Origin of the sequence: Paraburkholderia sp. J69-1, from assembly GCF_905220255.1 — a bacterium.
GTDB lineage: Bacteria > Pseudomonadota > Gammaproteobacteria > Burkholderiales > Burkholderiaceae > Paraburkholderia.
The window spans coordinates 98,575-124,548 of the sequence record NZ_CAJMZG010000004.1 but is presented as its reverse complement, the minus strand read 5'-3'; the positions used below and the strand labels follow the sequence as shown (position 1 = coordinate 124,548).

The following is a 25,974-nucleotide window of genomic DNA, read 5'->3' as shown; positions in this document are numbered from 1 at the left end:
GATCTTGTTTCAGTGGACAAAATAAAACGGCCATTGCAGCGATTCTGCCGCAATGGCCGTTTTTTAGATGTCCGTGCTTGTCACAACCTGGTCACGCGTTGTTTTCGCGATGTTCTCGTGTGAGTCGCGCACATCGAGCGACTTACAGATGCTCGGCGAGGAACGCGAGCGTGCGGCCATGCGCGAGCGCCGACGCGTTCTGGTTGTACGACGCGCGCACCGAGCAGTTGAAGCCGTGATCGGCGCCCGGATAGATATGCACTTCGGCGTTGTCGCGGCCTGCGAAACGCTCCTTCACCTGGCCGACCGCGTCGAGCGGAATGCCGTGATCGAGTTCGCCGTAGTGGAACAGGATCGGCTGCTTGATCTTGTCGGCGAGATCGAGTTGCGTGTGGATGCCGCCGCCGTAGTACGAAACCGCGACGTCGACTGCGCCCGCGCCCGCCGCCATGTAGGCGAGACGTCCGCCCAGGCAATAGCCGATAGCCGCGACGCGGCCCGTGCACTCGGGCAGCTTGCGCAGCGTGTCGGCGGTAGCGGCGATGTCCGAAGCCACGTTGCCGAAATCGAGTTGCTTCATCAGTTCGATGCCGCGGTCACGGTCGGCGCCCGTGTATTCCAGCTCCACGCGCGGCGCGCTGCGCCAGAAGATGTCCGGCGCGATCGCCACGTAGCCGTCCAGCGCGTACTGCTCGACGACGTCGCGGATATGGCCGTTCACGCCGAAGATTTCCTGCAGGATGACGATGCCGGGGCCCTTGCCGCCCTTGGGCAGGGCGAGATAGGCGCCGAAGCTGTCCTTGCCGGCGGGAATGTCGATCCACTTGGTCGATACGCTCACGTTGCTCTCCTTCTTCGCGATTAGGTAATGCCGAAAAAACAATGCCGTAAAAACGGGCAGCCAGTTTGCCATAGGCCGGTGACATCACGCAGCGCGCCTCTCGCCGGCACCGTTCTCGCAAGCGGATCGTAATGATCTCGATTATTCATTTTTCGCCTGCGAGGGGCTTCGCTAGAGTCGGTGGCGGGCATTGTTCGATCAGCAAGGATATCGCCATGACTTCTTCTTCGGCTTTTACGCCACGTTCTACGTCATTCAGCCGCCGCTTCGATTTGCGCCTGCCGCTCGTGCAAGGTCCGATGTTGGGGGCGAGCACGCCAGCGCTCGCAGCCGCCGTGTCGAATGCGGGCGGCCTGGGTTTTATCGCGGTTTCCGCGCTGGCACCCGAAAAGCTCGCCAGCGAAGTGGCCACGCTTCGCGCGCTCACCTCGAAGCCGTTCGGCGTGAATCTGTTCGTGCAGGACATCGCGCGCCCGGACGACACCACCGTGCGCCGCGCGCTGTCCGCCATCGATCCGTTGCGCGCGCAATTCGATCTGCCGCCTGGCGCGCCGCTGGCGGCCTATGCGCCGGACTTTCGCGCGCAACTGGATACGCTCGTCGATCTGCGCGTGCCGGTCGTGAGTTTCACCTTCGGTCTGCTCGGCAAGGAAGACGTGGCGCGCCTGCACGCGGCGGGCAGCTACGTGATCGGCACCGCGACGCACGTGGCCGAAGCGCTCGCCTGGCGCGACTCGGGCGCGGACGCGATCGTCGCGCAGGGCACCGAAGCGGGGGGGCATCGCGGCACCTTCATCGGCGACGTGGCGCATGCGTTGATCGGCACGATGGCGCTGGTGCCGCAAGTCGTGGACGCGACCGGTCTGCCCGTGCTGGCGGCGGGTGGCATCATGGACGGACGCGGCATCGCCGCCGCGCTCGCGCTGGGCGCGCAGGGCGTGCAGATGGGCACGGCGTTTCTGGGCTGCGTGGAAAGCGCGATCGCCGCCGACTGGAAAGCGCGCCTGCGCACGTCCGCCGATACCGCCACTTCAGTCACGCGCGCGATCACCGGCCGTCACGCGCGCGGCATCCGCAATCCGCTGATGATGCAACTCGAAGCGCGTGCTGAAACCGTCGCGCCGTATCCCGTGCAAAACGCGCTCACGCAGGAGTTGCGTCAGCGTGCGGCGCGCGCGAATGACGGCGACTGGCTTTCGCTGTGGTCGGGGCAAGGCGCGCCGCTTTCACGCGTGCGCGAAGCGGGCATCGGCGCGGCACGACTCGTGGAGGCGATCGACGCCGAATGGCGCGCCGCGTTGCGCAGTTTTCACGCCTGAAGATAGACGCGCGGCGTAGACATCGCGCGGACATAAAAACCGTGCTGCGCACATCACCTGACGCGTCGCGAGAGCGCGTCAGGAATTAATCGAAAGCTGACTTTAACGATATCGATTGTCATGTTGTACGAATCAGTTGCGCACTCAATCAACTTCGAATCAACTTCGCCTCATGCAAACGTTGCCGCGCCACTTTTTCGCCCGCCTTATAACTCGCCAAAAATATCAAAAAAATATTCGGATGGACCCTGGAGAAAGCTTTCTAAAGGATTGCAAACCTCTTTTTTGAGCCTTGCTGGATAAGGGTTTGCGAGAAATTGATCAGGGTTTCGAAGCACTCGGGTGAAAACCTATTGGTACTCGCCCCGATATCTGAAAAAAGTCCCCCAAATTAATTTGATCACCTACACTTGCGCGCAAGTATGGTGCGCGAACGCTGTCACAAACGGCATTCGAAACCATACTGGCCAGGTGCATCAAGGATGCATCCTGCGTGGTCGTCCGCACGGGGAGCGACACGTTCGGGGCGCGGGGGCACAGGGCGATTACGTAGCTTTTGGGTTCGAAACTGGAGACTTACATGACTATCAAGCTTCACAAGCTGTTGCCGATCAGCGCTGCAGCCATGCTGTGCGCCTCATTCGCAACGGTGGCGAGCGCCGACGAAACCATCAAGATTGGCCACGTCGCGCCGCTGACGGGCGGCATCGCGCACCTTGGTAAAGACAACGAAAACGGCGCGCGTCTCGCAGTCGAAGAGATCAACGCCAAAGGCCTGACGATCAACGGCCAGAAGGTCACGCTCGTGCTCGACGCGCAGGACGACGCGGCTGACCCGCGTACGGCTACGCAGGTCGCGCAGAAGCTCGTGGACGACAAGGTCGTGGCAGTCGTTGGCCACCTGAACTCGGGCACGTCGATTCCGGCTTCGAAGATCTATAGCGATGCAGGAATCGTGCAGATTTCGCCGTCGGCCACGAACCCGGCCTACACGCAGCAAGGCTTCAAGACGACGTACCGCGTCGTGGCGACCGATGCGCAGCAAGGCCCGGCGCTCGCGAACTACGCGTCCAAGACCATGAAGGTGAAGAGCGTCGCTATCGTCGACGACTCGACGGCCTACGGTCAGGGTCTCGCGAACGAATTCGAAAAGACCGCCAAGTCGCTCGGCATGAACGTGGTTTCGCATGACGCGACCAACGACAAGGCCGTCGACTTCCGCGCAATTCTGACGAAGATCAAGGGCGAAAACCCCGACGCGATCATGTACGGCGGCATGGACGCCACCGGCGGCCCGTTCGCCAAGCAAGCCAAGCAGCTCGGCCTGCGCGCCAAGGTGCTGGCCGGCGACGGCGTGTGTACCGACAAGCTCTCGGACCTGGCCGGCGACGCAACCGACAACATCGTGTGTTCGGAAGCTGGCATGGCGCTGGAAAAGATGGCGGGCGGCAAGGCATTCGAAGCGAAGTACGAAAAGCGCTTCGGCCAGCCGATCCAGATCTACGCGCCGTTCACGTATGACGCGGTGTACATCATCGTCGACGCGATGAAGCGCGCCAACTCGACCGATCCGGCGAAGATCCTCGCTGCGATGCCGGCCACCGACTACAAGGGTGTGATCGGCGAGACGACCTTCGATGCGAAGGGCGACCTCAAGCATGGCGTGATCTCGCTGTACAACTACAAGGCAGGCAAGAAGTCGCTGCTCGACGTAGTGAAGATGTAATTGCGCATGCAGCGCCCGCCGGTTCGCCGGCGGGAGTTGATGTGAAAAAGCCCGGCACTGGAAGGTGTCGGGCTTTTGGTTTTTTGGGGTGAAGTCTGATGTCGCAGGCGGCTTCAAATCCCCAGCCGCCGCAACACCTTCGGCCCGGCAAATGCCACCAGCGCCGCGCACAGCGCGACCACCGCGAGACCGACGGTGAGATTCGTCACCTGCGTGATTGCGCCGATCACCACCGGCCCGAACAGCAGCCCGAAATACGCGATGCCCGCGACGTGCGCGAGGCCTTCCGCCGCGTGAATGCCCTTCACGCGCGCCGCCGCCGCGAACAGCACCGGCATCATGTTGGCGAGACCGAGACCCATCAGCGTGAAGCCGGTCAGCGCGGTGATCGAATACGGCAGCAGCAGCGCGCCGATCATCCCCGCACACGCCAGCGAGGCGCTTGCGAGCACCAGTTGCGGCGCGCCGAAGCGCGCGCGCACGGTATCGCCCGCAAAACGCGCGATCGCCATGCCGCCCGAGAACGCCGCGTAGGCGGCGCTGGCGAGCGCGGGCGTCGACACCACGACGTCGCGCATATACACAGTCGCCCAGTCGTACATCGCGCCTTCGGCGATCAGCGCGATCAGGGCGATGCCGCCGAGCGCCCACAGCGCGGGCGTGCGCCAGCGGTTGCCGGTTTTCGCGTGCTCGCCATGGGCGGCGTGCGGCACGTGCGGCAACACGGCGGGGCACGAAATCCACAGCACGACCGCGGCGAGCGCCGATGCCAGGAACAGATGCAGCGCGGGCGCCATGCCGCGCGACAGCAGCGCGCCGCCGATCGCTGCGCCCGCCATCCCGCCGAGGCTGAACATGCCGTGCAGCGCCGACATGATCGGGCGGCCGACGGCTTCCTCGACGGCGCTGGCTTCGGCGTTCATCGACACATCGAGCGTCGCCATGCCGATGCCGAACGCGGCCAGCACGACCAGCAGCATCCAGTAGTACGGCACCACGAGGATCAGCGCGCCGCAGATCGACATCGTCAGGCCGCCCGCGAGGCAGGCGCGGCGCGAGCCCACACGCGCGATCCAGCCGCCGATCGTCGTCATGGCGGCGATCGAGCCGCCTGCCACGGCGAACAGCGCGTAGGAGAGCATCGCGGCGCTCAGGTGGAATTTGTCGCGCACCGTGGGCACGTGCACGCCCCAGGAGGCGTACATCATCCCGGCGATGAAGAACAGCGCCATGGTGGCGTAGCGCGCGCGCGCGCGCGTGGCGGCGGGCAGGGCGCGATGGGCCGCGGCGGGCGTTGCGGCATGCGGCGCGGAAGAAGACGTCGAAAACGCCGGATCGGTGGTGCGGTCGGACACGGAAAATCCCGTCGAAGAGAGGGCGCGCGCTGAATCGGCGCTGATTGGAGGCGACCGCCTGGCCGCACGCGATGGGCAGCACAAGCCGTCTGAAAGGCAAGCGATGATTCTAGCGAAGGCGCGCCGGTCCTGCTCACGCCGGTCCTGCGCGCGGTTTGCTCTAATAGAAGATAGAAAGCGAAGGCGGTTGGCCATCGCCGCCATATCGGCACCATCGACACCATCGGCATCATCGACTCCACCGACCGAGGACGTTTCCTTGAAGATTCCCGCTCACGCTCCGCTGCATCTGCTGCATCAGGCCGGCGCCGGCACGCTCGCGACCCATGCGCGCGATCCGCACGGCTTTCCGTATCCGACGCTGCTGCCCTTCGCAACCGACGCCCAGCATCGCCCCGTGATCCTCGTGAGCCGTCTGGCCGAGCACACGCGCAATCTGCAGGGCGACCCGCGCGCGGGCTTTCTGGTGGCGCAAACCCAGGGCGACGACGTGCTGAACGCGCCGCGCATGACCTTGCTCGGCCTGTTCGAGCCGACCGATGACGATGCCGGTTCGCCGCTCGCGCGCCGTTATCTGCGCTATCACCCGGACGCGGCGCGTTATCTCGCGCTCGGCGACTTCACGTTCTGGACGCTGCATATCGAGCGGCTGCGCTATATCGGCGGCTTTGGCGCGATGGGCTGGCTCGACGGCGCCGATCTCGACACGCTCGAACCATTGGCCGCCGAGGAAGAAGAAGCGCTGATCCGCCTGGCCGAAGTGCGGCCGGCGCCGCGCGATCGCTTTGCGCTGCTGGGCGTGGACCGTTACGGCGCCGATCTGCTGATCGACGCTCAACGCACTCGCGAAGTTTTCGAAACACCGCAGCGCGATGCCGCATCCTTGCATGCGGTGCTAGCCGATTGTCTCGCCCGTTACTCAGACTGAATATTTTCTCTAAATCACGGCAGTGCTAATGCGCTGCCGTGTATGGTGCATTGCGCCATTCAGCGATTATGAGCGGGATTCGTCAGAAGTTATCATGGCATGAAATGTTTGGTCAGTTTTAGTCAGTTAATTTCCATGCCTTGCGATTTATGAGAAACGGATTTGTCAGAAAAAAGGGGCATTTAGTAAAAATACCGATTTGCACGATATGAAAGATTCTTTCCATTTGTTCTATCGAGCAAACACCGGCTAGCGTGGCCAATCGGCAAGCAAACGTTTCGTAAAATATTTTGATTATTTTTATTGCCGCGCGCTTTTCGCGACATTCGATTGTGTGTTAATCTCGCCTCCAATTTCCGAGGCGCATCAACTGTCAATCGGCATACTGGCATCAGATCGGTAGCCATTATCAACAAACCACCAAGGCACCTGACTCATGTCGTCATACAAAGAACTCCTCGCTCAGCGCGAAAAGCTGGAAAAGCAGATTGAAGAGGCGAAGGCTCGCGAATATGCCGAGGTCCTCGACGAAATCAAACAGAAAATGTCCGACTACGGCATTACCATCGCCGAACTCGGCGGCAGCCGCGCTGCAGGCAAGGCCGCCAAGGCAGCCAGCCGTTCGCGTGCGAGCGTCGCGCCGAAGTATCGCGACCCGGACAGCGGCAGCACGTGGTCGGGCCGCGGCAAGCCGCCGCGCTGGATCGCCGGCAAGGACCGCGATCAATATCTGATCTCGAAGTAATAAGCAGTAATGGGGTGAGCTCCAGAGCTCATCGCTTAAAAAGAAGCCGCGCTGTCACGTGAGACGCGCGGCTTTTTGTTATTTACCTTACCGAACCTTTCTTTCGCTTTCTGGAGTTTGCCGCGTGTTTTGCATCGCTGCGGCCTGAACGGCCTGCACGCTTCTACGCGAGATGCTGAACGCGAATACGAAGGGTTCTTGTAGTCGCCTGATTTAAAAGAGGTTTCCAGGGTTATCTCCAATTGGGGACGGCGTGGCGTTTACAATCGCTGAAATATCCCTCGCGCTTTTGACCAGCATGTCGCCTTCCACCGCCGCCGCGTTATCCGATAAACAGCAGGTCGCCCGCAAGACAACGTATGTCAGCGTTGTCTTGAATTCGGTGCTGGTCGTGCTGCAAATTGCCGTCGGCGTGATTGCGCATTCGCAGGCCTTGATCGCCGATGGCGTGCATTCGCTTTCCGATCTGGTTTCCGATTTCGTCGTGCTGATCGCGAATCGGCATAGCGGAACAAAACCGGACGCCGATCACAATTACGGTCACAGCCGTTATGAAACCGTTGCGTCACTATTTCTCGGCGCATTATTGATTGCGGTCGGTGTGGGCATGCTCGCGCGCGCCGGCACGCGTCTGGCCAATCTCGGCGATATTCCGCCCGTGCACGCGAGCGCGCTTGCGGTGGCGGTGCTGGTGCTGGTGTCGAAGGAAGCGCTGTTTCGCTACATGCTGCGCGAGGCGCAGCGCGTGCGCTCGGCCATGCTGATTGCGAACGCGTGGCATGCGCGTTCGGATGCGGCGTCGTCGCTGGTGGTCGCGCTGGGCATTGTCGGCAGTCTGGCGGGCGTACGCCTGCTCGATCCGATCGCGGCGGCGATCGTCGGCTTCATGGTCGCGCGCATGGGCTGGGTGTTCGGCTGGGATGCGCTACAGGATCTGTCAGACCGCGCGCTCGACGAATCGGCCGCCGCCGATCTGCGTGCGCTGCTGACGAGCACGCCCGGCGTGCTCGACGTGCATGAACTGCGTACGCGCAAGACCGGCGACCTCGCGCTGGTGGACGCGCATATTCTGGTCGATCCGTTTATCTCGGTATCCGAAGGACATTTCATCGCGGAAATGGCGCGCACGCGTCTGCTCAACGATGCGCGCGTGCTGGACGCGCTGATTCACGTCGATCCCGAGGACGATATGCATGTGCGATCGGTGTCGAATCTGCCGCCGCGCGGCGAAGTGGCCAGCGCGCTGCGCGAGGCGCTGGCGGCGCATGACGTGCATGTGGAAGCGGTGACGCTGCACTACCTGAGCACGGGCCTCGACATCCAGTTCGTGCTGGCGGCGCGCGACGACGCAAAGCGTCTCGCCGATGTCGATCTGGAAGCGCTGCGGCGCAAGCTCGGCGCGAGCCGGCTGGAAGCCGTGCAGATGACGGCGGATACCGCGACGCCGCCGCGTTGAGCGCGGCGCGCGTTAAAGCGCCATGACCGCGGCAATCAAAGTGGCATTTAAAGCGGCAACTGCGTATCGAACTTGATCTCGCGCAGCACGACGCTCGTGCGCACCTGCGCGACCGCCGGAATGCGGAAGATGCGTTCGTGCAGGAAAGTGTCGTAGGACTTGATGTCCGGCGCGACGATCTTGAGGATGTAGTCCGATTCGCCGGTGGTGCTGTAGCACTCGGTCACTTCGGGACAGGTGGCGATCTCGCGCTCGAATGCCTCGACGCCGCCTTCGGTGTGGCGCGTGAGATGGATATGCGCGAGCGCGCAGACATGCAGGCCGAGTTTTTCGCGATCGAGCAGCGCCGTGTAGCGCTGGATCACGCCCGACTGTTCCATATCCTTGATGCGGCGCCAGCAGGGCGTGCTGGAGAGCCCGACCTGATCGGAAATTTCCTGCACCGAGCGGCGCGCGTCGAGCTGCAACAGGCGCAGGATCTTTTGAGAGAACGTATCGAGTGTCAAATGCGCCTCCAGTGCGTCGCCGTATTCCCGAATGTTAGAGGCCGGGAAAACGAAACGCAATGCAAACCGCAGGTGACGAGGGAGATTACCTAATATTGAGTCCGACGCGCGGCGTTTTGCCTTGAGTTGGCCCTTTCAGCCGCGCCTCGAATGGACCGTGATGTACCTTCACTGGCCCTTGGCACCGGCATCGTCGCCGGTATTCGCCATCGCACTGAGCGCGGCCTGCTGCGCGCGCAGATCGGCGAGCATGTTGCAGAACAGCGCGCCTTGCTCGATGGCGTCGTCGAGCGCCACGTGCGTGTGCGGATGATCGTCGAACCAGTGCTTCGGAAAGCGCGGCTTGATGTTCTTGCGATAGGGCAGACCGGTGATCGCAAACGCCAGCGTCTTGATATCGAGCGCCGACCACGAGAACGGACAGCGCCCCGCAAAACGCATCATGTACCAGAACATGAAGGTGAAATCGAAACCTGCCGGCATCGCCACGAATACCGGCTTGCCCGGCAGCGCCTCCACCCATTCGACATAGGCCACGAGCGCTGCGGCCGGGTCCTGCAGATCCTTGCGGCAGGCGGCCCATGCTTCGGGCTGCGTTTCCCACCACGCGGCTTGCACCGGATGCGGCGCGGCGCCGTCGAGCGTCGCGAGATTCGCCGAGAACGTGGCGATCAGGCGCTTGTCGGCGGTATAGGCCGCCGAGGCGAAACTGAGCATCGAGTGCGGGCCGGGAATCGGACCGTCGGCCTCGACGTCGGTGCTGACATAGATTTCTTCGATGGCGGCTTGATTCATCGCTTCCTGTTGATAGCGCGCAACCGGTTCAGCCGGATGCGCGTGTTGATGGGCGTTGGGTTCAGCCCCACTGCGCCTGGCTCGGTTTGTCGCCGACGACGCTGTCCGCCACGTAGGGATTCGAGCGGCGCTCCTCGCCGAAGGTCGAGACCGGCCCGTGGCCCGGCACGAAGGTGACGTCGTCGCCGAGCGGCCAGAGCTTTTCGCGGATCGAGCGCACGAGATCGGCGTGATTGCCGCGCGGGAAATCCGTGCGGCCGATCGAACCGGCGAACAGCACGTCGCCGACCAGCGCGATCCGATGCTCGCGGCTGAAAAAGACCACGTGACCCGGCGTGTGGCCGGGGCAGTGATAGACCTCCATCGCCTCGTTGCCGAAGCGCACGGTGTCGCCGTCGAGCAGCCAGCGATCCGGCTCGAACGCCTGCGCGTGGCCGAAGCCAAAGCGCACGCTCTGCTGCGGCAACTGCTCGATCCAGAAGCGCTCGTCTTCCTGCGGGCCTTCGATCGGAACACCGAATTTGTCCGCGAGTTCCCTGGCGCCTGCGCAGTGATCGAGGTGACCGTGCGTAAGCAGCACCTTTTCGAGCTGCACGCCCTGCTTGTTGATCTCCGCTTCGATGCGATCGAGATCGCCGCCCGGATCGACGACGGCGGCGCGCTGCGTCGCCTCGCAGACGAGCAGCGAACTGTTTTGCTGGAACGGCGTGACGGGGATCAGCGTGACTTTCATGCGCGCGGTCGGGCTCAGGTCGTGGAGTGAGGAGAGGGTTTGTCGTTTTAGAGTCGCGCCTCTAGCGCGAGCCGTAGGCGAACCCAAAACCCGATTGTACCGGGGTGCGCCAGGGGCCGCCCGCGCTTGCCGGGGGATCGGCGCATGCCTTGTCTGACAAGGGCTGGGACGAATGCAAACCGGCCGCGCCAAACGTCTTTATTGCATCAATAGTTAGAAATCATGGCAATTTGCGGGTGCCGAGCATGACAGGAATTACTTTTAGGTATAATGCGGTCCATCAAGCACGTTTGCGCGTGCATTCACTGGGCGATGTGACCTGCAGTAAATAATGGGTCGCGATGCATCGCCGTCAAGCAGTGCCGTCTCAGAGGCTAGCTAAACAGGCTGCCTTACAAGACGGCAAATCAGGTGCCGATCCGTTCGGCACCGCACGTCTTACCCAGCCAGGCGCCGCGCGCCTGCCACGGACTTGCTGCCGTGACGCTGGGTGGGGCCTACGCCGCCGTTCCTGTGCGCCGTGTTGTATCCGGCGTGCCTGAATGTGTACATCGCGTTCGATGGCGGCATGTGGGGTCTGGTCAGGCTGCCGGGGACAGGTTGCGCCAGACGTGAAAGAAAACCAGCGGTTAGCGGCATATGGGGCCGCATCCGGGTATTGGTACTCGCACGCCTTTTGTTCACACGACAAGGCGCGCGCGGCGTCCTATTGCCTGCGACCGCCGGGGTTATCCAGCGATGCACCACCAGGGTGCAGGACAGCCTCGAAACGTGATGGCTAACTTATGAACTTTGGACTTTCTCGACGACGACTCGGGAGTCTCGCAGCCGTGTCCGTGCTGGCAGGTTGTGCCATGCCGCCCGGCCCGCAGGACCAGGCGCAGGGCAACGCGCTGAGCACCAAGGACGCGCACACCGCGTTCGCGTCGCCGCAGAGCTATGGCTCCGCACTGGCGGCGCTGCCCGCTTCGGGCGCCAGTCGCGACAACTCGCTCGCCGATGCACAGGCGATCGACGACAACGCTGTCGATGTCGGCTCGTTTCACCAGACCGGCCGCGCCTCGTGGTACGGCCGCGCTTTCCACGGCCGCAAGACCGCCAGTGGCGAGCGTTTCAACATGGAAGCGATGACCGCTGCGCACCGCACGCTGCCGCTCGGCTCGTATGTGCGCGTGAGCATCCCGGCGACCTCGAAGTGGGTGGTGGTGAAGATCAACGATCGTGGCCCGTACGCACGCGGCCGTGTGATCGATCTCTCCTACGCCGCCGCGAAGATGCTCGGCCTGCAGCATGCAGGTACGGCGAAGGTGAACATCGAAGGACTCTCGCGCCAGGAAGCGAAGGCTGCTCAGGCCGCTCAAGCCGAAATGCTGGCTGCGAACTCGAACAACACCCAGTGATAGCTTGAGCCTTGCGGCTCTGCTGGACTGGCGGGTTTTGTCGACGTGATTCGATCCGTGTTGGCGCGTGGCGCGCACCGGACGATGCACGAGGGCCAAATCCCGTTAGAGTCGATGTGATGTGTACCAAAACAAAGGGCTGCCCGGATCGGGCAGCCCTTTGTTATTTCTGCTGGCTTCAGCGGGACGCAGTCGGTCTTCAGTCGCTGTCTTCGCTGCCTTGGCCCTTCAGTTCGAGCGCACGCGCGTAGAGCGCGTTACGCGACGCACCCGTGAGCGCCGCCGCCACCTTCGCTGCGCCCTTTACCGGCATCTCGGCCAGCAGCACGCGCAGCATGGCATCGTGATCCGCCTCGCCCGATTCAGGCGCGCTCGCGCCTTCCACGACCAGCACGAATTCGCCGCGTTGACGGTTCGCATCTTCGGCGAGCCACGTTGGCCCTTCGGCCAGGGTGCCGCGCCAGATCGCTTCGTGTAACTTGGTCAACTCGCGGGCGATCAACAGACGCCGCGCGGGACCGAACGCATCGGCGAGCGCCTGCACGGTTTCGATAATGCGATGCGGCGCTTCGTAAAACACCATCGCGTGCGCATGCGAGGCGAGCGGCTGCAACGCGCTCGCGCGCTGCTTCGCCTTGGGCGGCAGAAAGCCGAGGAAGGTGAACGTCGATACCCAGTCGCCCGCCGCGGAAAGCGCGGTGGCGAGCGCGCTTGCGCCCGGCAGCGGCACGACCTGGAAACCGGCGTCGCGCACCGCATCGACGAGCTTGGCGCCCGGATCGGAAATGCCCGGCGTACCCGCATCGGAGACGCAGGCCACGCGTTCGCCCGCGCGCAGATGCTCGATCACGCGCTGCGCCGCTTCGCGCTCGTTGTGCTCGTGCACGGCGATAAGCGGCTTCGAAATACCGTAGCGCGTGAGCAGCTGGCCGGTATTGCGCGTGTCCTCGGCGGCGATGCGATCGACGAGACCGAGCACGTGCAGCGCGCGCACGGTGATATCGGCGGTATTGCCGATGGGCGTCGCCACGACGTATAGCGTGGCGGCCGGATATTGCTGGGCCTGTGCGAGTTCGAAAGGAGACGACGTCATGACACGTAACGCGCGAACGCAAGAAAAGAGGCCGTCATTGTGCCACGCAGGGGAGCGCGCGGCGGCGGGGCCGCATGTCGAGCCTGCGAAGGCGGCGCGCACCGACCGCGACAACTTTTCTGCGCGAGCCCGGTCGAAGTCGGAACGCCGTGCGATAGGCGCGCTTCGAGGCCCACGCGTTGAACTGGCTGCAACGTCAGCGCCTGGTGCTGGTCGCGCGCAACGTGCATTGCCGCGGCGGCGAGCTTGATCTCGTGATGCGCGAGCGCGACGGCACGCTGGTGTTCGTGGAAGTGCGGGCGCGCACGCAGGCCACCTACGGCGGCGCGGCGGCGAGCGTGGGCTGGCACAAGCGGCAGCGCCTGCTGCGCGCCGCGCGTCACTATCTGCTCGCGTATGCGGCCGAACACGGTGCCTTGCCGCCGGCCTGCCGCTTCGACGTGGTGACGTTCGAAGGCGGCCGTCTCACGTGGCTGCGCGACGCGTTTCGCGAAGATGAAAGCTGAAGTCGGACGCTGTAGGCATAAAGAAGCACGCGCGATGGAAAAGAACGCCGGAAGAGAACCCCTGCGAGTGCGCTAAACTTGCGGCACGCCGCAACCAAGGGATTTTCGCGAGAGAACATCGCGAAACCCGCAGTACAGATTAGAGAGTCGATGTCCGTCGAACGTATTCAACAGCATTTTCGCGATAGCGCAGCGACCCAGCTCGCCGCGATGGAAACCCTGGCGGTGCCGATTGCCGCCGCGGTCGATACGATGTTCGCCGCGCTGGCGAACGGTAACAAGATCCTGACCTGCGGCAACGGAGGCTCGGCCGCCGACGCCCAGCACTTTGCCGCCGAACTGATCGGCCGCTTCGAGCGCGACCGTCCGGGCTTGCCCGCGCTCGCGCTGACGACCGATGCATCGGTGCTCACGGCGGTGTCGAACGACTACGCCTACGAGCAGGTGTTCGCGCGCCAGGTACGCGCACTCGGTCAGCCCGGCGACGTGCTGCTCGCCATCACGACTTCGGGGAATTCCGCGAACGTGCTGGCGGCGATCGTCGAAGCGCACGAACGCGAAATGATCGTGATCGCGCTGACGGGCAAGGGTGGCGGCCTCGCCAACGAAACGCTCGCGGATACCGATATTCACCTGTGCGTGCCGTCCGAGCGGACCGCGCGCATCCAGGAAGTACATCTGCTGACCATCCATTGCCTGTGCGACGGCATCGACGCGATGCTGATGGGCGAAGATTGAAGTCGGACTGACACCGTAGGATCAAGGAGAGGGAGTTGATGAGCAGAAACGGCATGACGCGCGCGCTGGCACGGACCACGCTGACGATCGGCTTCGCGGCCTCGCTGTGCGCGAGCCTGCAGGGTTGCTTCCTCGCGCTCGCGGGCGCGGCGGGCGGCACGGCACTGGTGGCGACCGACCGTCGCACGGTGGGCTCGCAAACCGAAGACCGCGAAATCCAGGTGAAGGCGCTGTCGAATGTGTCGAGCAATTTGCCCGATACTGCGCACGTCAACGTGGCGGTGTTCAATCAGCGCGTGCTGCTGACTGGCGAGGTGCCGGACGAGGCGTCGAAGCAGAAGGCCGAGAGCGTGGTGCGCGGGATTCCGAACGTGGGTTCGATCGTCAACGAGCTTTCGGTGCAGCCGGCGAGTTCGTTCTCGTCGCGTGCTAATGACTCTTATCTTGAAGGGCGCGTTAAGAGCGAGCTCGTGCTGTACAAGGAAATCTCGGCGAATAACTTCAAGGTTGTGGCCGAGCGCGGGAATATCTATTTGATGGGGCTTGTGACGCAGCGTGAAGGTAATGTTGCGGCCAATGCATCGAGCACGGTTTCGGGCGTGGCGCAGGTGGTGAAGTGCTATCAGTACATCGCGCCGGAACAGGCGATGGCTTCGTCTTCGGGTAATGCGCCGGTTTCCAATGCTTCGGTGCAGGGTAGCGCTGCGGATGCGCCGACGGTTGGCGCGATCCCGGATTCGGGCGTGAGCTCGCGTCCGATCGATCAGCAGTCGCCCGCGCCGGTGATGGAATCGTCGCCCGCGCATTCGGGTTCGACCGGAGCGTCGATGTGATGGTGCGGCGTTTGGTGGTTGGGCTAGTGCTGATGGGGACGGCTGCGGCTTCTTTTGCCGCCGATGGTGTTGCGGTGGCTCGCGCGAATGCCTGTATGGGCTGCCATGCGGTGGATCGGCGGCTCGTTGGGCCTTCGTTCAAGGATATCGCCGCGAAGTACAAGGGCGATGCGGGCGCGCAGGCGAAGCTGGAGAAGAAGGTGCGGGATGGTGGCTCGGGTGTTTGGGGCGCTATTCCGATGCCTTCGCATCCGGGGATGAGCGCCGGCGATATTCATGATGTCGTTGCCTGGGTTTTGGCAGGGGCGCCGGCTTCTTCCGCTAAGTGATTCTGGTTGCTGCGGCGCAATTTCTCGGTTGGTACACCGAAAAATAGGTGTGCTACACTCGAACGGCAGTGGGGCGGTAGCTCAGCTGGGAGAGCGTCGCGTTCGCAATGCGAAGGTCGGGAGTTCGATCCTCCTCCGCTCCACCAAGAATTCGAAATCCACAAACCCCCGCGCAGCCAAAGGCTCGCGGGGTTTTGCGTTTCTACGACAGACACGCAACAGCAAAAACCCCACTTTCACCCCAACCACTCCCACCTAAAACTCATTACCCTAAAACAACAGCCTCCACAAACCTCCCCAACAACTCCACCGATTCCTGCCACCCCAAATAACAGGCCTCAACCGGAATAGCTTCCGGAATCCCTTCCTGGGTAACGTTCACCTCCGTCCCACAAAACACCTCCCTCAGCAGCACCGTAGTCACCATCGTCCCAGCCAGATTCGGATCATCGAACACCGCCGAATACCGAATCCGTTCATACGGCACAAGCTCAAGATATTCCCCGCCAAACGAGTGACTCGCCCCATCGGTGAAGTTAGTAAAAGACATCCGATACTTCCCGCCCACGACAGCATCGATCTGCTGCACCGCCGCAGTAAACCCATCCGGCGGCAGCCATTTCACCAGCGCTCCAGCATCCAGAAAAGCGCGATAAATCCGCTCAGCCGGCGCGCGCATCACACGATGAATTCGCACAGTATTCGTCGCCATCCCAAACCTCCTGATCAACAGAATTCAAAGACACGAGGCATGCGCCTCAAACCCCGCCATCGCCTAAACTTCCCCCATACCCCGCGAACAATCCACGAGCCAAAGAAGCCCAAAAGCAGGAGGCCGCCATGCCCACGCTTCAACCCGAACTCGAGCCGCAAACGCTCGCTTACGAAGGCTTCGAAATCCACATCTGCGCTGCGCCGATAGAAGAAAACGCCGCGCGCTACACCTACACGGCCTACGTCTGCCACCCCGGCGCAAACCCAGCGCAACCCGGCCACACCGTCCCGTACCACGCCGACGGCGAAGAAACCTTCCGCACGCAGCAGGAAGCCGTAGAAGAAGCCGCCCACATCGGCCGCAGCATCATCGACGGCACGCATCCCGATCTCTCGGTGTTATCGCTCGTCACCCACGGCTACTGATCGCAACTAACAGCCCCGCCCCCTGCCACCAACCACGGCCACCCAGCGCAACAGCAAGACCACCACCAGCACCAAAAAACCAATACCCCAAAACCCCACCCGTTGCGCCATCCCATCAGTTTCACGAAACCGTCACTGGAACGGCGTGAAACCGTTGCCTCGAACCTACATTCCTTACTAATATTTCAACAGATTACAAGGCGCCGGAACGTCGCGCCACCGCCGTCCTCTACGAACACCGAATACCGGTTCATCCGCCATGACCAGCCCTTACCGCAAGAAGGCTGCGCTAGCCGTTGCCTGCGCCATCACCGTCGCCACGCTCGCGGCCGCAAGCACCGCCGCGAACGCCCAATCCACCGTCACCCTCTACGGCGAACTGGACGCGGGCCTCGCCTACGCCAGCAACGTCGGCGGTCACGCGCAATACCAGCTCACCACCGGCCTCATCGACGGCAGTTTCTGGGGCCTGCAGGGCAGCGAAGACCTCGGCGGCGGCATGAAAGCGCTGTTCCGCCTCGAACGCGGTTTCTCCGTCGCCAACGGCGAGGAACGCAACGACCATCCGTACTACGTCGGCCTCGAATCCGAATCGCTCGGCAGCGTCACGCTCGGCCACCAGTACGATTCCGTGCACGACTACTTCGCGCCTTTCACGCTCACGGGCAGCGCCGGCGGCACGGCCTTCGCGCATCCGTTCGACAACGACAACGCCAACAACACCTACCTCGCCGCCAACGCGATCAAATACACCAGCCCGACGCTCGCCGGCTTCACCTTCGGCGGCATGTACGCGTTCTCGAACGGCGCGGGGCGTTTCGCCGATAACCGCGCCTACAGCCTCGGCGCGAACTACGCGGCGGGCGGCTTCAACGCGGGCGTCGCCTGGCTGCACGCGAACAACCGCGGCGCGACTGGCGCGGGCGCCTACGATCCGCTCGCCTTGCCGGGATCGAACGGCGATATCGTCGATACCTTCGTGCAGAAGCAGGACACGATCGGCGTCGGCGCGAACTACGCGTTCGGCGATGTGACGCTCGGCGCCGCGTGGTCGCGCGCGATCCAGACCGGTATCGTCGATGCCGATAGCGGCGCGGGCCTGCCGTCCATCGCCTTCAGCAACTACGAGTTCAACGCCGTCTGGCAGGTCACGCCGACGGTCTCGCTCACCGGCATGTACGTGTACACGAAGGCGTCGTCGGCGCACTGGAACGAGGGCGGGGTGCAGGCGATCTATCAACTGTCCAAGCGCACCGACGTCTACGCCGAAACGCTCTATCAACGCGCAACAGCAGGCGCACCGGCCGCGATCAATGCGTTCGATCCGTCGAGCGGACGCAATCAACTGGTCGTCGCCACGGGCATCCGGCACCGCTTCTGAGCGCGCGCGCTGCTACCATCGGCGCTCGCTCTCCGTGCCAACAATCAAGCCCGATGCTCGCGCTCAAGCTCACGCTCGTTCCGCTGTTTCTGCTGTTCGTGTCGATGTCCGGCAAGCTGTGGGGCCCGCGCGTGGCGGGCTGGCTGGCCGGATTACCCGTCGTAGCCGGGCCGATTCTCTTTCTGCTCGTGATCGAGCACGGCGACGCTTTCGGTGCGCGCGCCGCCACGCTTTCGCTTTACGCGATCCTCGCTTCCGAAGCGTTTAATTTTGCCTACGCGTGGACCTGCCGCGCGCGGCCGTGGTGGCTCGCGCTCGCAGCGGGTTTGTGTGCGTGGTTCGTCGCGGCATGCGTGCTCTCGCATCTGCCGGTGTCGTGGCCGTGGGCGCTGGGCGTCGCGCTGGCGGCGACGTGTTTCGGCCAGGCCTGCCTGCCGCGCAGCACGGCAAGCGCGTCAGGCGCGTCAGGCGCCAAACTCACACGCACCGATCTCGCCACGCGCATGGCCGCGGGCGCCGCGCTCACGCTCGCCGTGACGGCGATGTCCGCGCGACTCGGCCCGGCGTGGAGCGGTTTGCTCGCCGTGTTTCCGTTGCTGGGTAGCGTGCTGGCGGTGTCGTCGCATCGGGCGCAGGGCGCGCCTTTCGTGATCGCGTTGCTACGGGGAATGGTGTTGGGGCGCTTCGGCTTCGCGGCGTTCTGCCTCGTGCTCGCGCTGGGTCTGAGCCATCAGGCGCCGATATGCGTTTTCGCCGAAGCCGCCATCGTCGCGATGATCGTGCAAGTCATCAGCGCGCGTCTCGCACGTCTGAGCCGGGCGCAGACGATCCACGCTGCACAACGCAACGTACACACGCATACCGCGACAACGGAATAAAAGCAGGGGAGAGAAAGCAGCGAGTTCGCGCACCGACGCCAACGAAGCGCGAACCAATAGAACAAGACGTGCAGCGCCCACAAAAGAGGAAAAAGGCCCGGGCAACGAGTGCCCGGGCAAGCCGCCGGATATCCGGCGGCGGAGGTTTCCTGGGGCGTGCCCTGCGCGCGAGGACGGATTCCAGCGCGGCGCAAGGCAACGATAACTAACGTGTCTGCACAAAGACTGACAGGCCCGCTCTTAAGTTCCTGCAGAGCGGGCCTGCCTGGCGTAGGTCACGCAGCGAGCTGCGTTCGACCGGGCATCTTCAACAACTTACTGGCCGAAATAAACCGGCTTGATGTTTGCCGTGCGGCTGCCGGCTTGCGTCGAACCATTGGTCGATGCGCCGTAGGCCGTGGCTTCAGCCGTGGCGTTCTGTTGCGCGACGCGCGCTTGCGCGGCTTGCAGGTCTTCCGGGTAGTACGGGCTCGACAGACCCGGGCGATAGCCGGCCTTTTCGAGTTGCACGAGTTCGGCGCGAACTTGAGCGCGGGTCAGCGGCTGCTGGCTGGCTTGAGCAAACGACACGGCCGGGGCGGCCAGAACGGTAGCGGCGAGCGCTGCGGCAATAAGGGACTTCATGATCTACAACCTCCAAAAATTATCTTTCGGATCGTAACAATCTGCTTGCTCGATCCGTTGATGTGACTTTATTGCGGTGCACTTCAAAGATAAATATCGGGATGCGGCAAACATCATTGCGAAAACCGAGATAATTCGCACGCCGATTCAGTGCCGGATCGCCTAGGCGCGCAATCCACGCCCGTCCGTTTGCGTCGCGGATTGATCGCTGAGGCAAAATAGGGCGCACGCAGCGCGCATGCGTCAGCGCGCGCGCCATCCGCAACTTCCAGGAGATTTCCCATGAAAAACGCGCTCGGCCGTCAGGCTGTGATCGCCGCCGCGCTGGCGGGTCTGGCAACGGCAGGCGTCGCGCACGCCGACGACAAGGTCAATTGCTACGGCGTCGCCAAGGCCGGTCAGAACGACTGTTCGAGCAAGACCGGCGTGCACGATTGCGCGGGTCAGGCCAAGGTCGATCACGACAAGGGCGACTTCAAGACGATGCCCAAGGGCACCTGCGAAAAGCTCGGCGGCACGCCTGAGCAGTAAATCCGCACGCGCATGACCACGATGCTCACGCCCGCCCATCCGTCGCGGCCCGCGCAGGGCGTCGGCATCGGCTTGCGTCACGCGCACTACGATGCCTTCATGCAGGTGCCGCCGCCCGTCGGCTGGGTCGAGGTGCATAGCGAAAACTACTTCGGCGATGGCGGCTACGATCTGCACGTGCTCGAAACGGTACGCCGCGATCTGCCGGTGAGTCTGCATGGCGTCGGGCTGGGCCTCGGCTCGGCGGCGCCGCTGGACGCATCGCATCTCGCGCGGCTCGCACGACTGGTCGCGCGCATCGAACCCGCGCTCGTCTCCGAGCATCTCTGCTGGGGCGCAACGCCGCATGCCGCGCTGCACGATCTGTTGCCCATGCCGCTCACGCAGGCGTCGCTCGATCACCTGAGCGCGCGCGTGACGCACATGCAGGACACGCTGCGCCGCCGCGTGCTGATCGAAAACGTCTCCACCTACGTGCGTTTTCGCGACGACGACTACAGCGAAGCCACGTTTCTCGCGGAACTCGCGCGGCGTACCGGTTGCGGCGTGCTGCTCGACGTGAACAATCTCTACGTGAATCAGCGCAATCACGGCGAGGACGCGCTCGCCGCGATGCACGCGCTGCCGTGCGACATCGTCGGCGAACTGCATCTTGCGGGCCATCGCGTGAGCGAAGCGGCCGTGATCGACGATCACGGTTCGCGCGTCGCGCCCGAGGTCTGGTCGCTTTACGAGGCCGCGTTGCAGCGCTTTGGCGCGGTGCCCACGCTGATCGAATGGGACACGCATGTGCCGCCGCTGGCCGTGCTGCTCGATGAAGCGCGGCAGGCGCAGGAACGCATGAGTGCGCACGCATGAAGCCATCGCTCGCAGCGTTGCAGTCGGCGTTTGCCGATGCCATCGACGATCCCGCCGCCGATGCCGCGCTCGCCGCGCATCTGCAGAAAGCGGACGCGGGCGATGGCATCGAGGTCGTTGGTTTATATCGCGGCAACGTGCGCGCGGCCCGGCGCGCGGCGCTGGCCAGCGCGTTTCCCGTGCTCGCCCAGCTCACCGGCGACGCGTACTTCGACGCGCTCGCACTCGCGTACGCACGCGCCCATCCTTCGCGCGATGCCGATCTGAACCGCTTCGGCGCGAACTTGCCCGCTTTTATCGAAGGTTATGAAACCGACGCACGTTACGCGTATTTCGGCGATGTCGCGCGTCTCGAATGGGCGCTGCACGTTGCGGCGTTCGCGGCGAATTGCACGTCAATTGCCGCAGCGCAGTGGCAGGCAATCGGCGTGGAGCGGTTGATGGCGTCGCGGCTTGCGGTGCATCCGGCCTGCGTTGCGCTCGAATCGCGCTTCGCGGCGTTCGGGATCTGGCGCGCGCATCGGCAAAACGATCCGGCGCAACAACGGTGGCCCGAGCGCGTCGATACACCTTGCTGGACGCTCATCGTGCGTCCGCAATGGCGTCCCGCTGCGCTCGCGCACACGCAGGCCGCGCACGCGGCTTTCGTCGCCCTGCAAGGCGGCGCGACGCTCGACGAAGCGCTCGAACGCGCCTTCGCCATCGACGAACATTTCGATTTCGCCAGCCAGTGGCGCACGTGGATCGAAGCGAGTGCGATCACGGGACTGCACGACGCCGACTAGCGGTTAGCGCACATAACGCAGAAGAATTCCGCCTCGCAACAACGCACAAAAAAGCAGGATTCCGAATCAAAATAGCATGTGATGCAAACCCGGCATTCTTCTGTCGATTGCCTATGAAATCAAGGCTGAAAACTCACTTGTCTACACTGTGAAGCACGCCACATAAACGGCGCGCGCGGGCCGTTTTCAGGATGTACACTCGATTGCAAACCGGCACGTCGCGCGCGCCGCGCATCGACGCGCGCGGCTTTTTTGTGTGTTCGCCGATACGGCTGTTCCTTGCCCGTTGTTCGCCCGGGCACCCGCGAGTCCCCACGCCATGATGACCCGCCGACCGTACGTCATGATCGCCATCAGCATCGTGCTGGCTGCCGTGCTCACCGCGGTGGCCGGCTGGGTCATGGCGCAGATGCGCGAGGACGCGCTGGCGAGCGCGCGCGCCGCGGCCTTCAACATGGCGCTGCTGTTCGAGCGCGACACGCAGCGCAATTTCGATGTCTACGCGATGTCGCTGCAGGCCGTGATCGACGCCATCGACGATCCGCGTCTGGCCGGACTCCCCGACGATATCCGCCAGAACGTACTGTTCGACCGCTCGGCGACGGCGCGCAATCTCGGCGCGATTCTGGTCGCCAATGCGGCCGGCGATGTGATCTTCGATTCGCGTTCGACGTCGCCGCGCGACGTCAATATCGCCGATCGCGATTACTTCATCGCCCAGCGCGATTCGCGCCAGACGGGCCTCTATATCAGCCAGCCGATGATCGCGCGCGACGGCCCGGAGAACGCCGCCATCGGCCTGAGCCGCCGCCTCGAAAAGCCCGATGGCTCGTTCGCGGGCGTGGTGGTGGGCACGATGAAGCTCGACTATTTCCGGCGCCTGATGAGTGGCGTCGAAATCGGTGCGCATGGCACGGTCGCGCTCACGCTCGCCGACGGCACGCTGCTCATGCGCCGTCCGTACGCGGCCGGGATGATCGGCAAGAATCTCGCCGAATCGGCGCTGTTTCAGCGCATCGGGCGCGCGCAGGAGGGCGGCTTTTTCGGCAACGGGCCGGTGGACGGCGTGCGGCGCTGGTTCGCGTTTCGCCGCGTGGACGGTTATCCGCTCGTGTTCAGCGTGGCGGTGGCCGCGGGCGATATCTACACCGAATGGCGTGCGCGCGCGTGGATTATCGGCTCGCTGACGGTGCTGCTCGACGCTTCGCTGGTCGCGCTGGCGGTGCTGCTTTCGCGGCAGTTGCGCCGTCGCGAGCTGCTCGAAGAGGAGTTGCGCGCGCTCGCGGGCACCGATGCGCTCACGGCGCTCGCCAATCGCCGCGCCTTCGAAACGCGCGCGGATCACGAATGGCTGCGCGCGCGCCGCTCGGGCCAGCCGCTCGCGGTGATGATGCTCGACGTCGATCGCTTCAAGCTCTTCAACGACCGCTACGGCCACGCGGCGGGCGACCGCGCGCTGGCGGCCGTGGCGCGCTCGATCGGCGCGCACGCGCGGCGTCCGGGCGACTGCGCGGCGCGTTATGGCGGCGAGGAGTTCGTGCTGCTGCTGCCCGACACCAACGCGGCCCAGGCGCTCGCGCACGCCGAAAAGCTGCGCTCCGCCATCGAGACGCTCGACATTCCGCACGCCGACAGCCCGAACAACGTGCTCACGGCCAGCGTGGGTGTGGCGAGCACGTCGGCGGGCAGCTTCGAATCCTGGCGCACGCTGATCGAAGCCGCCGATGCCGCGCTCTACACGGCTAAACGCGCGGGCCGCAACCGCGTTGCCGTCTGGCAACCGAGCCTGGCCGGCGAGCCGCACGGCGCCGGCCCCGATCTTTGACAAAATTTTACCCGGATAATATTGCGCCGATAAATTTACCCGGGTAATATTCGCTGCATCGACACAGCAAGGTGATCACGATGACAGCGACACACACGACTCATGAGAAACCCGCGCCCCACGCCGCAGGCGTGACGGCATTTGCAGGCACGCGCCTGATTGCGCGCGGCGCGCCGCTCGACGTGGCGCTGGCCGTGAAGGCGGCGCTGGATCAAGGCGAAGCGGCCTCCGTGCTGATCTTCGACGACCGCGACGCCACGCAGGTGGAATTCGATCTGCGCGGCCGTCCCGCCGATGTCGCCGCGCGTCTTTCCGCCGATGCCGCGTGGCAGGCGCAAACGCAATCAGCAAGCGAAGACGCGCCGCAGGACGACATCGGCGAAGACACGCCGCGCGGCCGTGGTCGTCCGAAGCTTGGCGTGGTGGCGCGCGAGGTCACGCTCCTGCCGCGTCATTGGGACTGGCTGGCGGCGCAGCCGGGCGGGGCGTCGGTGGTGCTGCGCAAGCTGGTGGAAAACGCGCGTCACGCGAGCGAGGCAAAGGATCGCGTGCGCACATCGCGCGAAGCCGTGCATCGTTTCATGACGGCGCTGGCGGGCAATCTGCCGGGTTACGAAGAGGCGCTGCGTGCGCTCTATGCCGGCGAGCGCGCGCGTTTCGAGGCGTGGAGCGTGGACTGGCCCGAAGGCGTGCGCGATTACGTGCGGGAACTGGCGCAAGGCGCTTTCGCCTGAAAAAGTCCGCTTAAAGAGGTTCAAGCAAAAGCGAGGTTCAGGCAAAAACGTCCGGGCAAAAAAAAGCCGCTCAGGCCGGGGAGGCATGAGCGGGAAGTCGGAGAGTTTACAACTTACAACCTCTGCATGAACAGTCATGGGGTCACGCAGTAGATTGAGTCTACGTGCGGCCCCCGGCCATCGATATAAGACTTGTCCGAATTTTCTGGCGGGCTGTCCGAATGCACGCCCGAAGTCTCGATGCGCCATTGCTGTTTCGTCCTGCCCACATGCAGGAAGACTTGCCTTGCCACGTGGATTGCGGCTCCGTACACTCGCGCGTGATTTCTCTGACGGGCAGGCGTGGGGCTCGCCGTATCGACGCATGCAGCCCTCGCCCCGATCCCCGTCCCAATAAATAGCACCCGACCACGCCGGCAAACCGCCGACACCGCCGCCGACACCGCATCGACGATGCGGCGTTCGAGTTCGCGCAAGCGCCGGTTGCGGTCACAACGGCACACAAGCACACAAAGAGGAGCCCTAATGTCCGATTCCTGGTTTCCCCGCTGGCGCGCGCAAACCGGCGCCGCAAAAACCGTCGTCGCGCCCGATGAACGTCTCGCCTGGCCGCAGATGTTCGCGATGGGCGTGCAGCACGTCGTCGCCATGTTCGGCTCGACGGTGCTCGCGCCGCTGCTCATGGGCTTCGATCCGAATCTCTGCATTTTCATGTCGGGGATCGGCACGCTGCTGTTCTTCGTGATCGTCGGCGGGCGCGTGCCGAGCTATCTCGGCTCGAGCTTCGCCTTCATCGGCCTCGTGATCGCGGTCACGGGCTACGGCGGTCATGGCCCGAACACGAATATTCCCGTGGCGCTCGGCGGCATCATCGCGTGCGGCGTGGTCTATGCGCTGATCGGCGTGCTGGTGTCGGTGATCGGGACGAAGTGGATCGAAACGCTGATGCCGCCGGTCGTGACCGGCGCGATCGTCTGCGTGATCGGCCTGAATCTCGCGCCGATCGCCGTGAAGGGCGTGAGCGCAACGCAGTTCGATTCGTGGATGGCGCTCGTCACCGTGCTCTGCGTGGGCGCGGTGGCGGTGTTCACGCGCGGCATGCTGCAGCGCCTGCTGATTCTGGTCGGCCTGCTGATCGCTTACGTGATCTACGCGATCGTGACCAACGGCATGGGTCTGGGCAAGCCGATCGACTTTTCGATCGTCGCCAACGCCGCCTGGTTCGGCATGCCGAAGTTCAGCGCGCCGGTGTTCGAGCCGCACGCGCTGACGCTGCTGATTCCCATCGCCGTGATTCTGGTGGCGGAAAATCTCGGCCACATCAAGGCCGTTTCGGCGATGACCGGTCATAACCTCGATCGCTATGTGGGCCGCGCGTTTATCGGCGACGGTCTCGCGACCATCGTTTCGGGTTTCGCGGGCGGCACGGGCGTGACGACCTACGCGGAAAACATCGGCGTGATGGCCGTCACCAAGATCTATTCGACGCTGGTGTTCGCCATTGCCGCGCTGATCGCGCTGGTGCTGGGTTTCTCGCCGAAGTTCGGCGCGGTGATCCAGACGATTCCGGGCCCGGTGCTCGGCGGCGTGTCGATCGTCGTGTTCGGTCTGATCGCGGTGACGGGCGCGCGCATCTGGGTGGTCAACAAGGTGGACTTCTCGGACAACCGCAATCTGATCGTTGCGGCCGTGACGCTCGTGCTGGGCGCGGGCGATTTTTCGCTGAAGCTCGGCAACTTCGGGCTCGGCGGCATCGGCACTGCTACGTTCGGCGCGATCGTGCTGTACGCGCTGCTGCGCAGAAAGCCCGCGCAGGAAGCGGCGGTTTAAGCCTTAAAATACGCGGTGAAATGCAAAACGCGACGCCTTCTTTCGAAAGGCGTCGCGTTTTTTTATGGCCGCAGCGAGCGCGATC

The 25,974-nt window shown here is 63.8% G+C and carries 27 protein-coding genes and 1 tRNA gene; 20 read left to right on the top strand and 8 right to left on the bottom strand.

What is annotated here, in order from left to right; translation table 11 throughout:
* Positions 1–142: 142 nt before the first annotated feature.
* On the bottom strand, positions 143–841 hold the full coding sequence (locus U5A67_RS08830; protein ID WP_321813755.1) for a dienelactone hydrolase family protein: 699 nt from the start codon (positions 839–841) through the stop codon (positions 143–145).
* A 215-nt stretch (positions 842–1,056) separates the two neighbouring features.
* Between U5A67_RS08830 and U5A67_RS08825 the strand changes: the two genes are divergently transcribed.
* Positions 1,057–2,160: a nitronate monooxygenase gene (locus tag U5A67_RS08825; RefSeq protein WP_321813754.1), complete on the top strand. Its 1,104-nt coding sequence runs from the start codon at positions 1,057–1,059 to the stop codon at positions 2,158–2,160.
* 580 nt (positions 2,161–2,740) lie between these two features.
* A complete protein-coding gene (locus U5A67_RS08820) occupies positions 2,741–3,886 on the top strand; it encodes a branched-chain amino acid ABC transporter substrate-binding protein (protein ID WP_205983021.1) in 1,146 nt (381 codons plus the stop codon).
* Positions 3,887–3,999: 113 nt separating this feature from the next.
* On the opposite strand, the gene U5A67_RS08815 is transcribed toward U5A67_RS08820, so the two are convergent.
* Positions 4,000–5,118: an MFS transporter gene (locus U5A67_RS08815; RefSeq protein WP_415767803.1), complete on the bottom strand. Its 1,119-nt coding sequence runs from the start codon at positions 5,116–5,118 to the stop codon at positions 4,000–4,002.
* 382 nt (positions 5,119–5,500) lie between these two features.
* Between U5A67_RS08815 and U5A67_RS08810 the strand changes: the two genes are divergently transcribed.
* The 3 genes from U5A67_RS08810 to U5A67_RS08800 all read left to right on the top strand — a co-directional run bounded on the left by U5A67_RS08810 (position 5,501) and on the right by U5A67_RS08800 (position 8,370).
* On the top strand, positions 5,501–6,169 hold the full coding sequence (locus U5A67_RS08810; RefSeq protein ID WP_321813753.1) for a HugZ family protein: 669 nt from the start codon (positions 5,501–5,503) through the stop codon (positions 6,167–6,169).
* 436 nt (positions 6,170–6,605) lie between these two features.
* Positions 6,606–6,914: an H-NS family nucleoid-associated regulatory protein gene (locus U5A67_RS08805; RefSeq protein WP_205983019.1), complete on the top strand. Its 309-nt coding sequence runs from the start codon at positions 6,606–6,608 to the stop codon at positions 6,912–6,914.
* Positions 6,915–7,212: 298 nt separating this feature from the next.
* A complete protein-coding gene (locus tag U5A67_RS08800; RefSeq protein ID WP_205983018.1) occupies positions 7,213–8,370 on the top strand; it encodes a cation diffusion facilitator family transporter in 1,158 nt (385 codons plus the stop codon).
* Positions 8,371–8,417: 47 nt separating this feature from the next.
* Here the strand turns inward: U5A67_RS08800 and U5A67_RS08795 are convergent, their stop codons facing one another.
* From U5A67_RS08795 to U5A67_RS08785, 3 genes are all read right to left on the bottom strand, one after another.
* Complete coding sequence (locus U5A67_RS08795; protein WP_065062295.1) at positions 8,418–8,876, bottom strand: Lrp/AsnC family transcriptional regulator; 459 nt, start codon at positions 8,874–8,876, stop codon at positions 8,418–8,420.
* A 168-nt stretch (positions 8,877–9,044) separates the two neighbouring features.
* Positions 9,045–9,671, bottom strand: a complete 627-nt coding sequence (locus U5A67_RS08790) for an exonuclease (protein WP_321813752.1) — start codon at positions 9,669–9,671, stop codon at positions 9,045–9,047.
* A 61-nt stretch (positions 9,672–9,732) separates the two neighbouring features.
* Positions 9,733–10,404 carry an MBL fold metallo-hydrolase gene (locus U5A67_RS08785; protein ID WP_205983016.1) on the bottom strand — a complete coding sequence of 224 codons (672 nt, stop codon included), beginning with the start codon at positions 10,402–10,404 and terminating at the stop codon, positions 9,733–9,735.
* A gap of 785 nt (positions 10,405–11,189) precedes the next feature.
* Between U5A67_RS08785 and U5A67_RS08780 the strand changes: the two genes are divergently transcribed.
* Entirely contained in the window at positions 11,190–11,804 is a 615-nt protein-coding gene (locus tag U5A67_RS08780; RefSeq protein ID WP_205983015.1) for a septal ring lytic transglycosylase RlpA family protein, read from the top strand.
* Between the two features lie 199 nt (positions 11,805–12,003).
* Here U5A67_RS08780 and rsmI read toward each other — a convergent pair whose 3' ends face one another.
* Positions 12,004–12,897, bottom strand: coding sequence for a 16S rRNA (cytidine(1402)-2'-O)-methyltransferase (gene rsmI / locus U5A67_RS08775; RefSeq protein WP_321813751.1), 894 nt, complete (start codon positions 12,895–12,897; stop codon positions 12,004–12,006).
* 179 nt (positions 12,898–13,076) lie between these two features.
* Here rsmI and U5A67_RS40690 point away from each other — a divergent pair, with 179 nt between their 5' ends.
* The 5 genes from U5A67_RS40690 (at position 13,077) to U5A67_RS08750 (ending at position 15,449) form a co-directional block, all read left to right on the top strand.
* The gene (locus U5A67_RS40690) at positions 13,077–13,403 is read left to right on the top strand and encodes a YraN family protein (RefSeq protein ID WP_415767798.1); all 327 of its coding nucleotides are present in this window, start codon (positions 13,077–13,079) and stop codon (positions 13,401–13,403) included.
* Between the two features lie 150 nt (positions 13,404–13,553).
* Positions 13,554–14,141, top strand: a complete 588-nt coding sequence (locus U5A67_RS08765) for a phosphoheptose isomerase (RefSeq protein WP_321813750.1) — start codon at positions 13,554–13,556, stop codon at positions 14,139–14,141.
* Between the two features lie 38 nt (positions 14,142–14,179).
* Positions 14,180–14,974, top strand: a complete 795-nt coding sequence (locus U5A67_RS08760) for a BON domain-containing protein (protein WP_205983011.1) — start codon at positions 14,180–14,182, stop codon at positions 14,972–14,974.
* Complete coding sequence (locus U5A67_RS08755) at positions 14,974–15,303, top strand: c-type cytochrome (protein WP_205983010.1); 330 nt, start codon at positions 14,974–14,976, stop codon at positions 15,301–15,303. Before U5A67_RS08760 ends, U5A67_RS08755 begins: the two co-directional genes overlap by 1 nt.
* A 70-nt stretch (positions 15,304–15,373) precedes the next feature.
* A tRNA-Ala gene (locus tag U5A67_RS08750) sits at positions 15,374–15,449 on the top strand.
* 119 nt (positions 15,450–15,568) lie between these two features.
* Here the strand turns inward: U5A67_RS08750 and U5A67_RS08745 are convergent.
* Positions 15,569–16,015: an SRPBCC family protein gene (locus U5A67_RS08745; RefSeq protein WP_321813749.1), complete on the bottom strand. Its 447-nt coding sequence runs from the start codon at positions 16,013–16,015 to the stop codon at positions 15,569–15,571.
* A 128-nt stretch (positions 16,016–16,143) separates the two neighbouring features.
* Between U5A67_RS08745 and U5A67_RS08740 the strand changes: the two genes are divergently transcribed.
* The 3 genes from U5A67_RS08740 to U5A67_RS08730 all read left to right on the top strand — a co-directional run bounded on the left by U5A67_RS08740 (position 16,144) and on the right by U5A67_RS08730 (position 18,702).
* Positions 16,144–16,443: a hypothetical protein gene (locus tag U5A67_RS08740; RefSeq protein ID WP_321813748.1), complete on the top strand. Its 300-nt coding sequence runs from the start codon at positions 16,144–16,146 to the stop codon at positions 16,441–16,443.
* A 259-nt stretch (positions 16,444–16,702) separates the two neighbouring features.
* Entirely contained in the window at positions 16,703–17,824 is a 1,122-nt protein-coding gene (locus tag U5A67_RS08735) for a porin (RefSeq protein ID WP_321813747.1), read from the top strand.
* Positions 17,825–17,877: 53 nt separating this feature from the next.
* Positions 17,878–18,702: a hypothetical protein gene (locus U5A67_RS08730; protein WP_321813746.1), complete on the top strand. Its 825-nt coding sequence runs from the start codon at positions 17,878–17,880 to the stop codon at positions 18,700–18,702.
* Positions 18,703–19,017: 315 nt separating this feature from the next.
* On the opposite strand, the gene U5A67_RS08725 is transcribed toward U5A67_RS08730, so the two are convergent.
* On the bottom strand, positions 19,018–19,326 hold the full coding sequence (locus tag U5A67_RS08725; protein ID WP_205983005.1) for a DUF4148 domain-containing protein: 309 nt from the start codon (positions 19,324–19,326) through the stop codon (positions 19,018–19,020).
* A 282-nt stretch (positions 19,327–19,608) separates the two neighbouring features.
* On the opposite strand from U5A67_RS08725, the gene U5A67_RS08720 reads away from it, so the two are divergent.
* The 6 genes from U5A67_RS08720 (at position 19,609) to U5A67_RS08695 (ending at position 25,889) form a co-directional block, all read left to right on the top strand.
* Positions 19,609–19,857 (top strand): DUF2282 domain-containing protein, encoded by a 249-nt coding sequence (locus U5A67_RS08720; protein ID WP_205983004.1) that lies wholly within the window; start codon positions 19,609–19,611, stop codon positions 19,855–19,857.
* 12 nt (positions 19,858–19,869) lie between these two features.
* On the top strand, positions 19,870–20,715 hold the full coding sequence (locus U5A67_RS08715; RefSeq protein WP_321813745.1) for a DUF692 domain-containing protein: 846 nt from the start codon (positions 19,870–19,872) through the stop codon (positions 20,713–20,715).
* Positions 20,712–21,500, top strand: coding sequence for a putative DNA-binding domain-containing protein (locus U5A67_RS08710; RefSeq protein WP_321813744.1), 789 nt, complete (start codon positions 20,712–20,714; stop codon positions 21,498–21,500). The genes U5A67_RS08715 and U5A67_RS08710 overlap by 4 nt, the downstream gene beginning before the upstream one ends.
* Positions 21,501–21,819: 319 nt before the next feature.
* Positions 21,820–23,325, top strand: a complete 1,506-nt coding sequence (locus tag U5A67_RS08705; RefSeq protein WP_321813743.1) for a sensor domain-containing diguanylate cyclase — start codon at positions 21,820–21,822, stop codon at positions 23,323–23,325.
* An 80-nt stretch (positions 23,326–23,405) separates the two neighbouring features.
* Positions 23,406–24,059, top strand: a complete 654-nt coding sequence (locus tag U5A67_RS08700; protein ID WP_321813742.1) for a DUF2239 family protein — start codon at positions 23,406–23,408, stop codon at positions 24,057–24,059.
* Positions 24,060–24,584: 525 nt separating this feature from the next.
* Positions 24,585–25,889: a solute carrier family 23 protein gene (locus U5A67_RS08695; RefSeq protein WP_321813741.1), complete on the top strand. Its 1,305-nt coding sequence runs from the start codon at positions 24,585–24,587 to the stop codon at positions 25,887–25,889.
* Positions 25,890–25,974 lie beyond the last annotated feature (85 nt).

Coding starts and splice junctions, on each gene's coding strand:
- U5A67_RS08825 (WP_321813754.1), top strand. CDS start 1,057: ATGACTTCTTCTTCGGCTTTTACGCCACGTTCTACGTCATTCAGCCGC.
- U5A67_RS08820 (WP_205983021.1), top strand. CDS start 2,741: ATGACTATCAAGCTTCACAAGCTGTTGCCGATCAGCGCTGCAGCCATG.
- U5A67_RS08815 (WP_415767803.1), bottom strand. CDS start 5,118: ATGGCGCTGTTCTTCATCGCCGGGATGATGTACGCCTCCTGGGGCGTG.
- U5A67_RS08805 (WP_205983019.1), top strand. CDS start 6,606: ATGTCGTCATACAAAGAACTCCTCGCTCAGCGCGAAAAGCTGGAAAAG.
- U5A67_RS08800 (WP_205983018.1), top strand. CDS start 7,213: ATGTCGCCTTCCACCGCCGCCGCGTTATCCGATAAACAGCAGGTCGCC.
- U5A67_RS08790 (WP_321813752.1), bottom strand. CDS start 9,671: ATGAATCAAGCCGCCATCGAAGAAATCTATGTCAGCACCGACGTCGAG.
- U5A67_RS08785 (WP_205983016.1), bottom strand. CDS start 10,404: ATGAAAGTCACGCTGATCCCCGTCACGCCGTTCCAGCAAAACAGTTCG.
- U5A67_RS08780 (WP_205983015.1), top strand. CDS start 11,190: ATGAACTTTGGACTTTCTCGACGACGACTCGGGAGTCTCGCAGCCGTG.
- rsmI (WP_321813751.1), bottom strand. CDS start 12,897: ATGACGTCGTCTCCTTTCGAACTCGCACAGGCCCAGCAATATCCGGCC.
- U5A67_RS08765 (WP_321813750.1), top strand. CDS start 13,554: ATGTCCGTCGAACGTATTCAACAGCATTTTCGCGATAGCGCAGCGACC.
- U5A67_RS08760 (WP_205983011.1), top strand. CDS start 14,180: ATGAGCAGAAACGGCATGACGCGCGCGCTGGCACGGACCACGCTGACG.
- U5A67_RS08755 (WP_205983010.1), top strand. CDS start 14,974: ATGGTGCGGCGTTTGGTGGTTGGGCTAGTGCTGATGGGGACGGCTGCG.
- U5A67_RS08745 (WP_321813749.1), bottom strand. CDS start 16,015: ATGGCGACGAATACTGTGCGAATTCATCGTGTGATGCGCGCGCCGGCT.
- U5A67_RS08740 (WP_321813748.1), top strand. CDS start 16,144: ATGCCCACGCTTCAACCCGAACTCGAGCCGCAAACGCTCGCTTACGAA.
- U5A67_RS08735 (WP_321813747.1), top strand. CDS start 16,703: ATGACCAGCCCTTACCGCAAGAAGGCTGCGCTAGCCGTTGCCTGCGCC.
- U5A67_RS08730 (WP_321813746.1), top strand. CDS start 17,878: ATGCTCGCGCTCAAGCTCACGCTCGTTCCGCTGTTTCTGCTGTTCGTG.
- U5A67_RS08725 (WP_205983005.1), bottom strand. CDS start 19,326: ATGAAGTCCCTTATTGCCGCAGCGCTCGCCGCTACCGTTCTGGCCGCC.
- U5A67_RS08720 (WP_205983004.1), top strand. CDS start 19,609: ATGAAAAACGCGCTCGGCCGTCAGGCTGTGATCGCCGCCGCGCTGGCG.
- U5A67_RS08715 (WP_321813745.1), top strand. CDS start 19,870: ATGACCACGATGCTCACGCCCGCCCATCCGTCGCGGCCCGCGCAGGGC.
- U5A67_RS08710 (WP_321813744.1), top strand. CDS start 20,712: ATGAAGCCATCGCTCGCAGCGTTGCAGTCGGCGTTTGCCGATGCCATC.
- U5A67_RS08705 (WP_321813743.1), top strand. CDS start 21,820: ATGATGACCCGCCGACCGTACGTCATGATCGCCATCAGCATCGTGCTG.
- U5A67_RS08700 (WP_321813742.1), top strand. CDS start 23,406: ATGACAGCGACACACACGACTCATGAGAAACCCGCGCCCCACGCCGCA.
- U5A67_RS08695 (WP_321813741.1), top strand. CDS start 24,585: ATGTCCGATTCCTGGTTTCCCCGCTGGCGCGCGCAAACCGGCGCCGCA.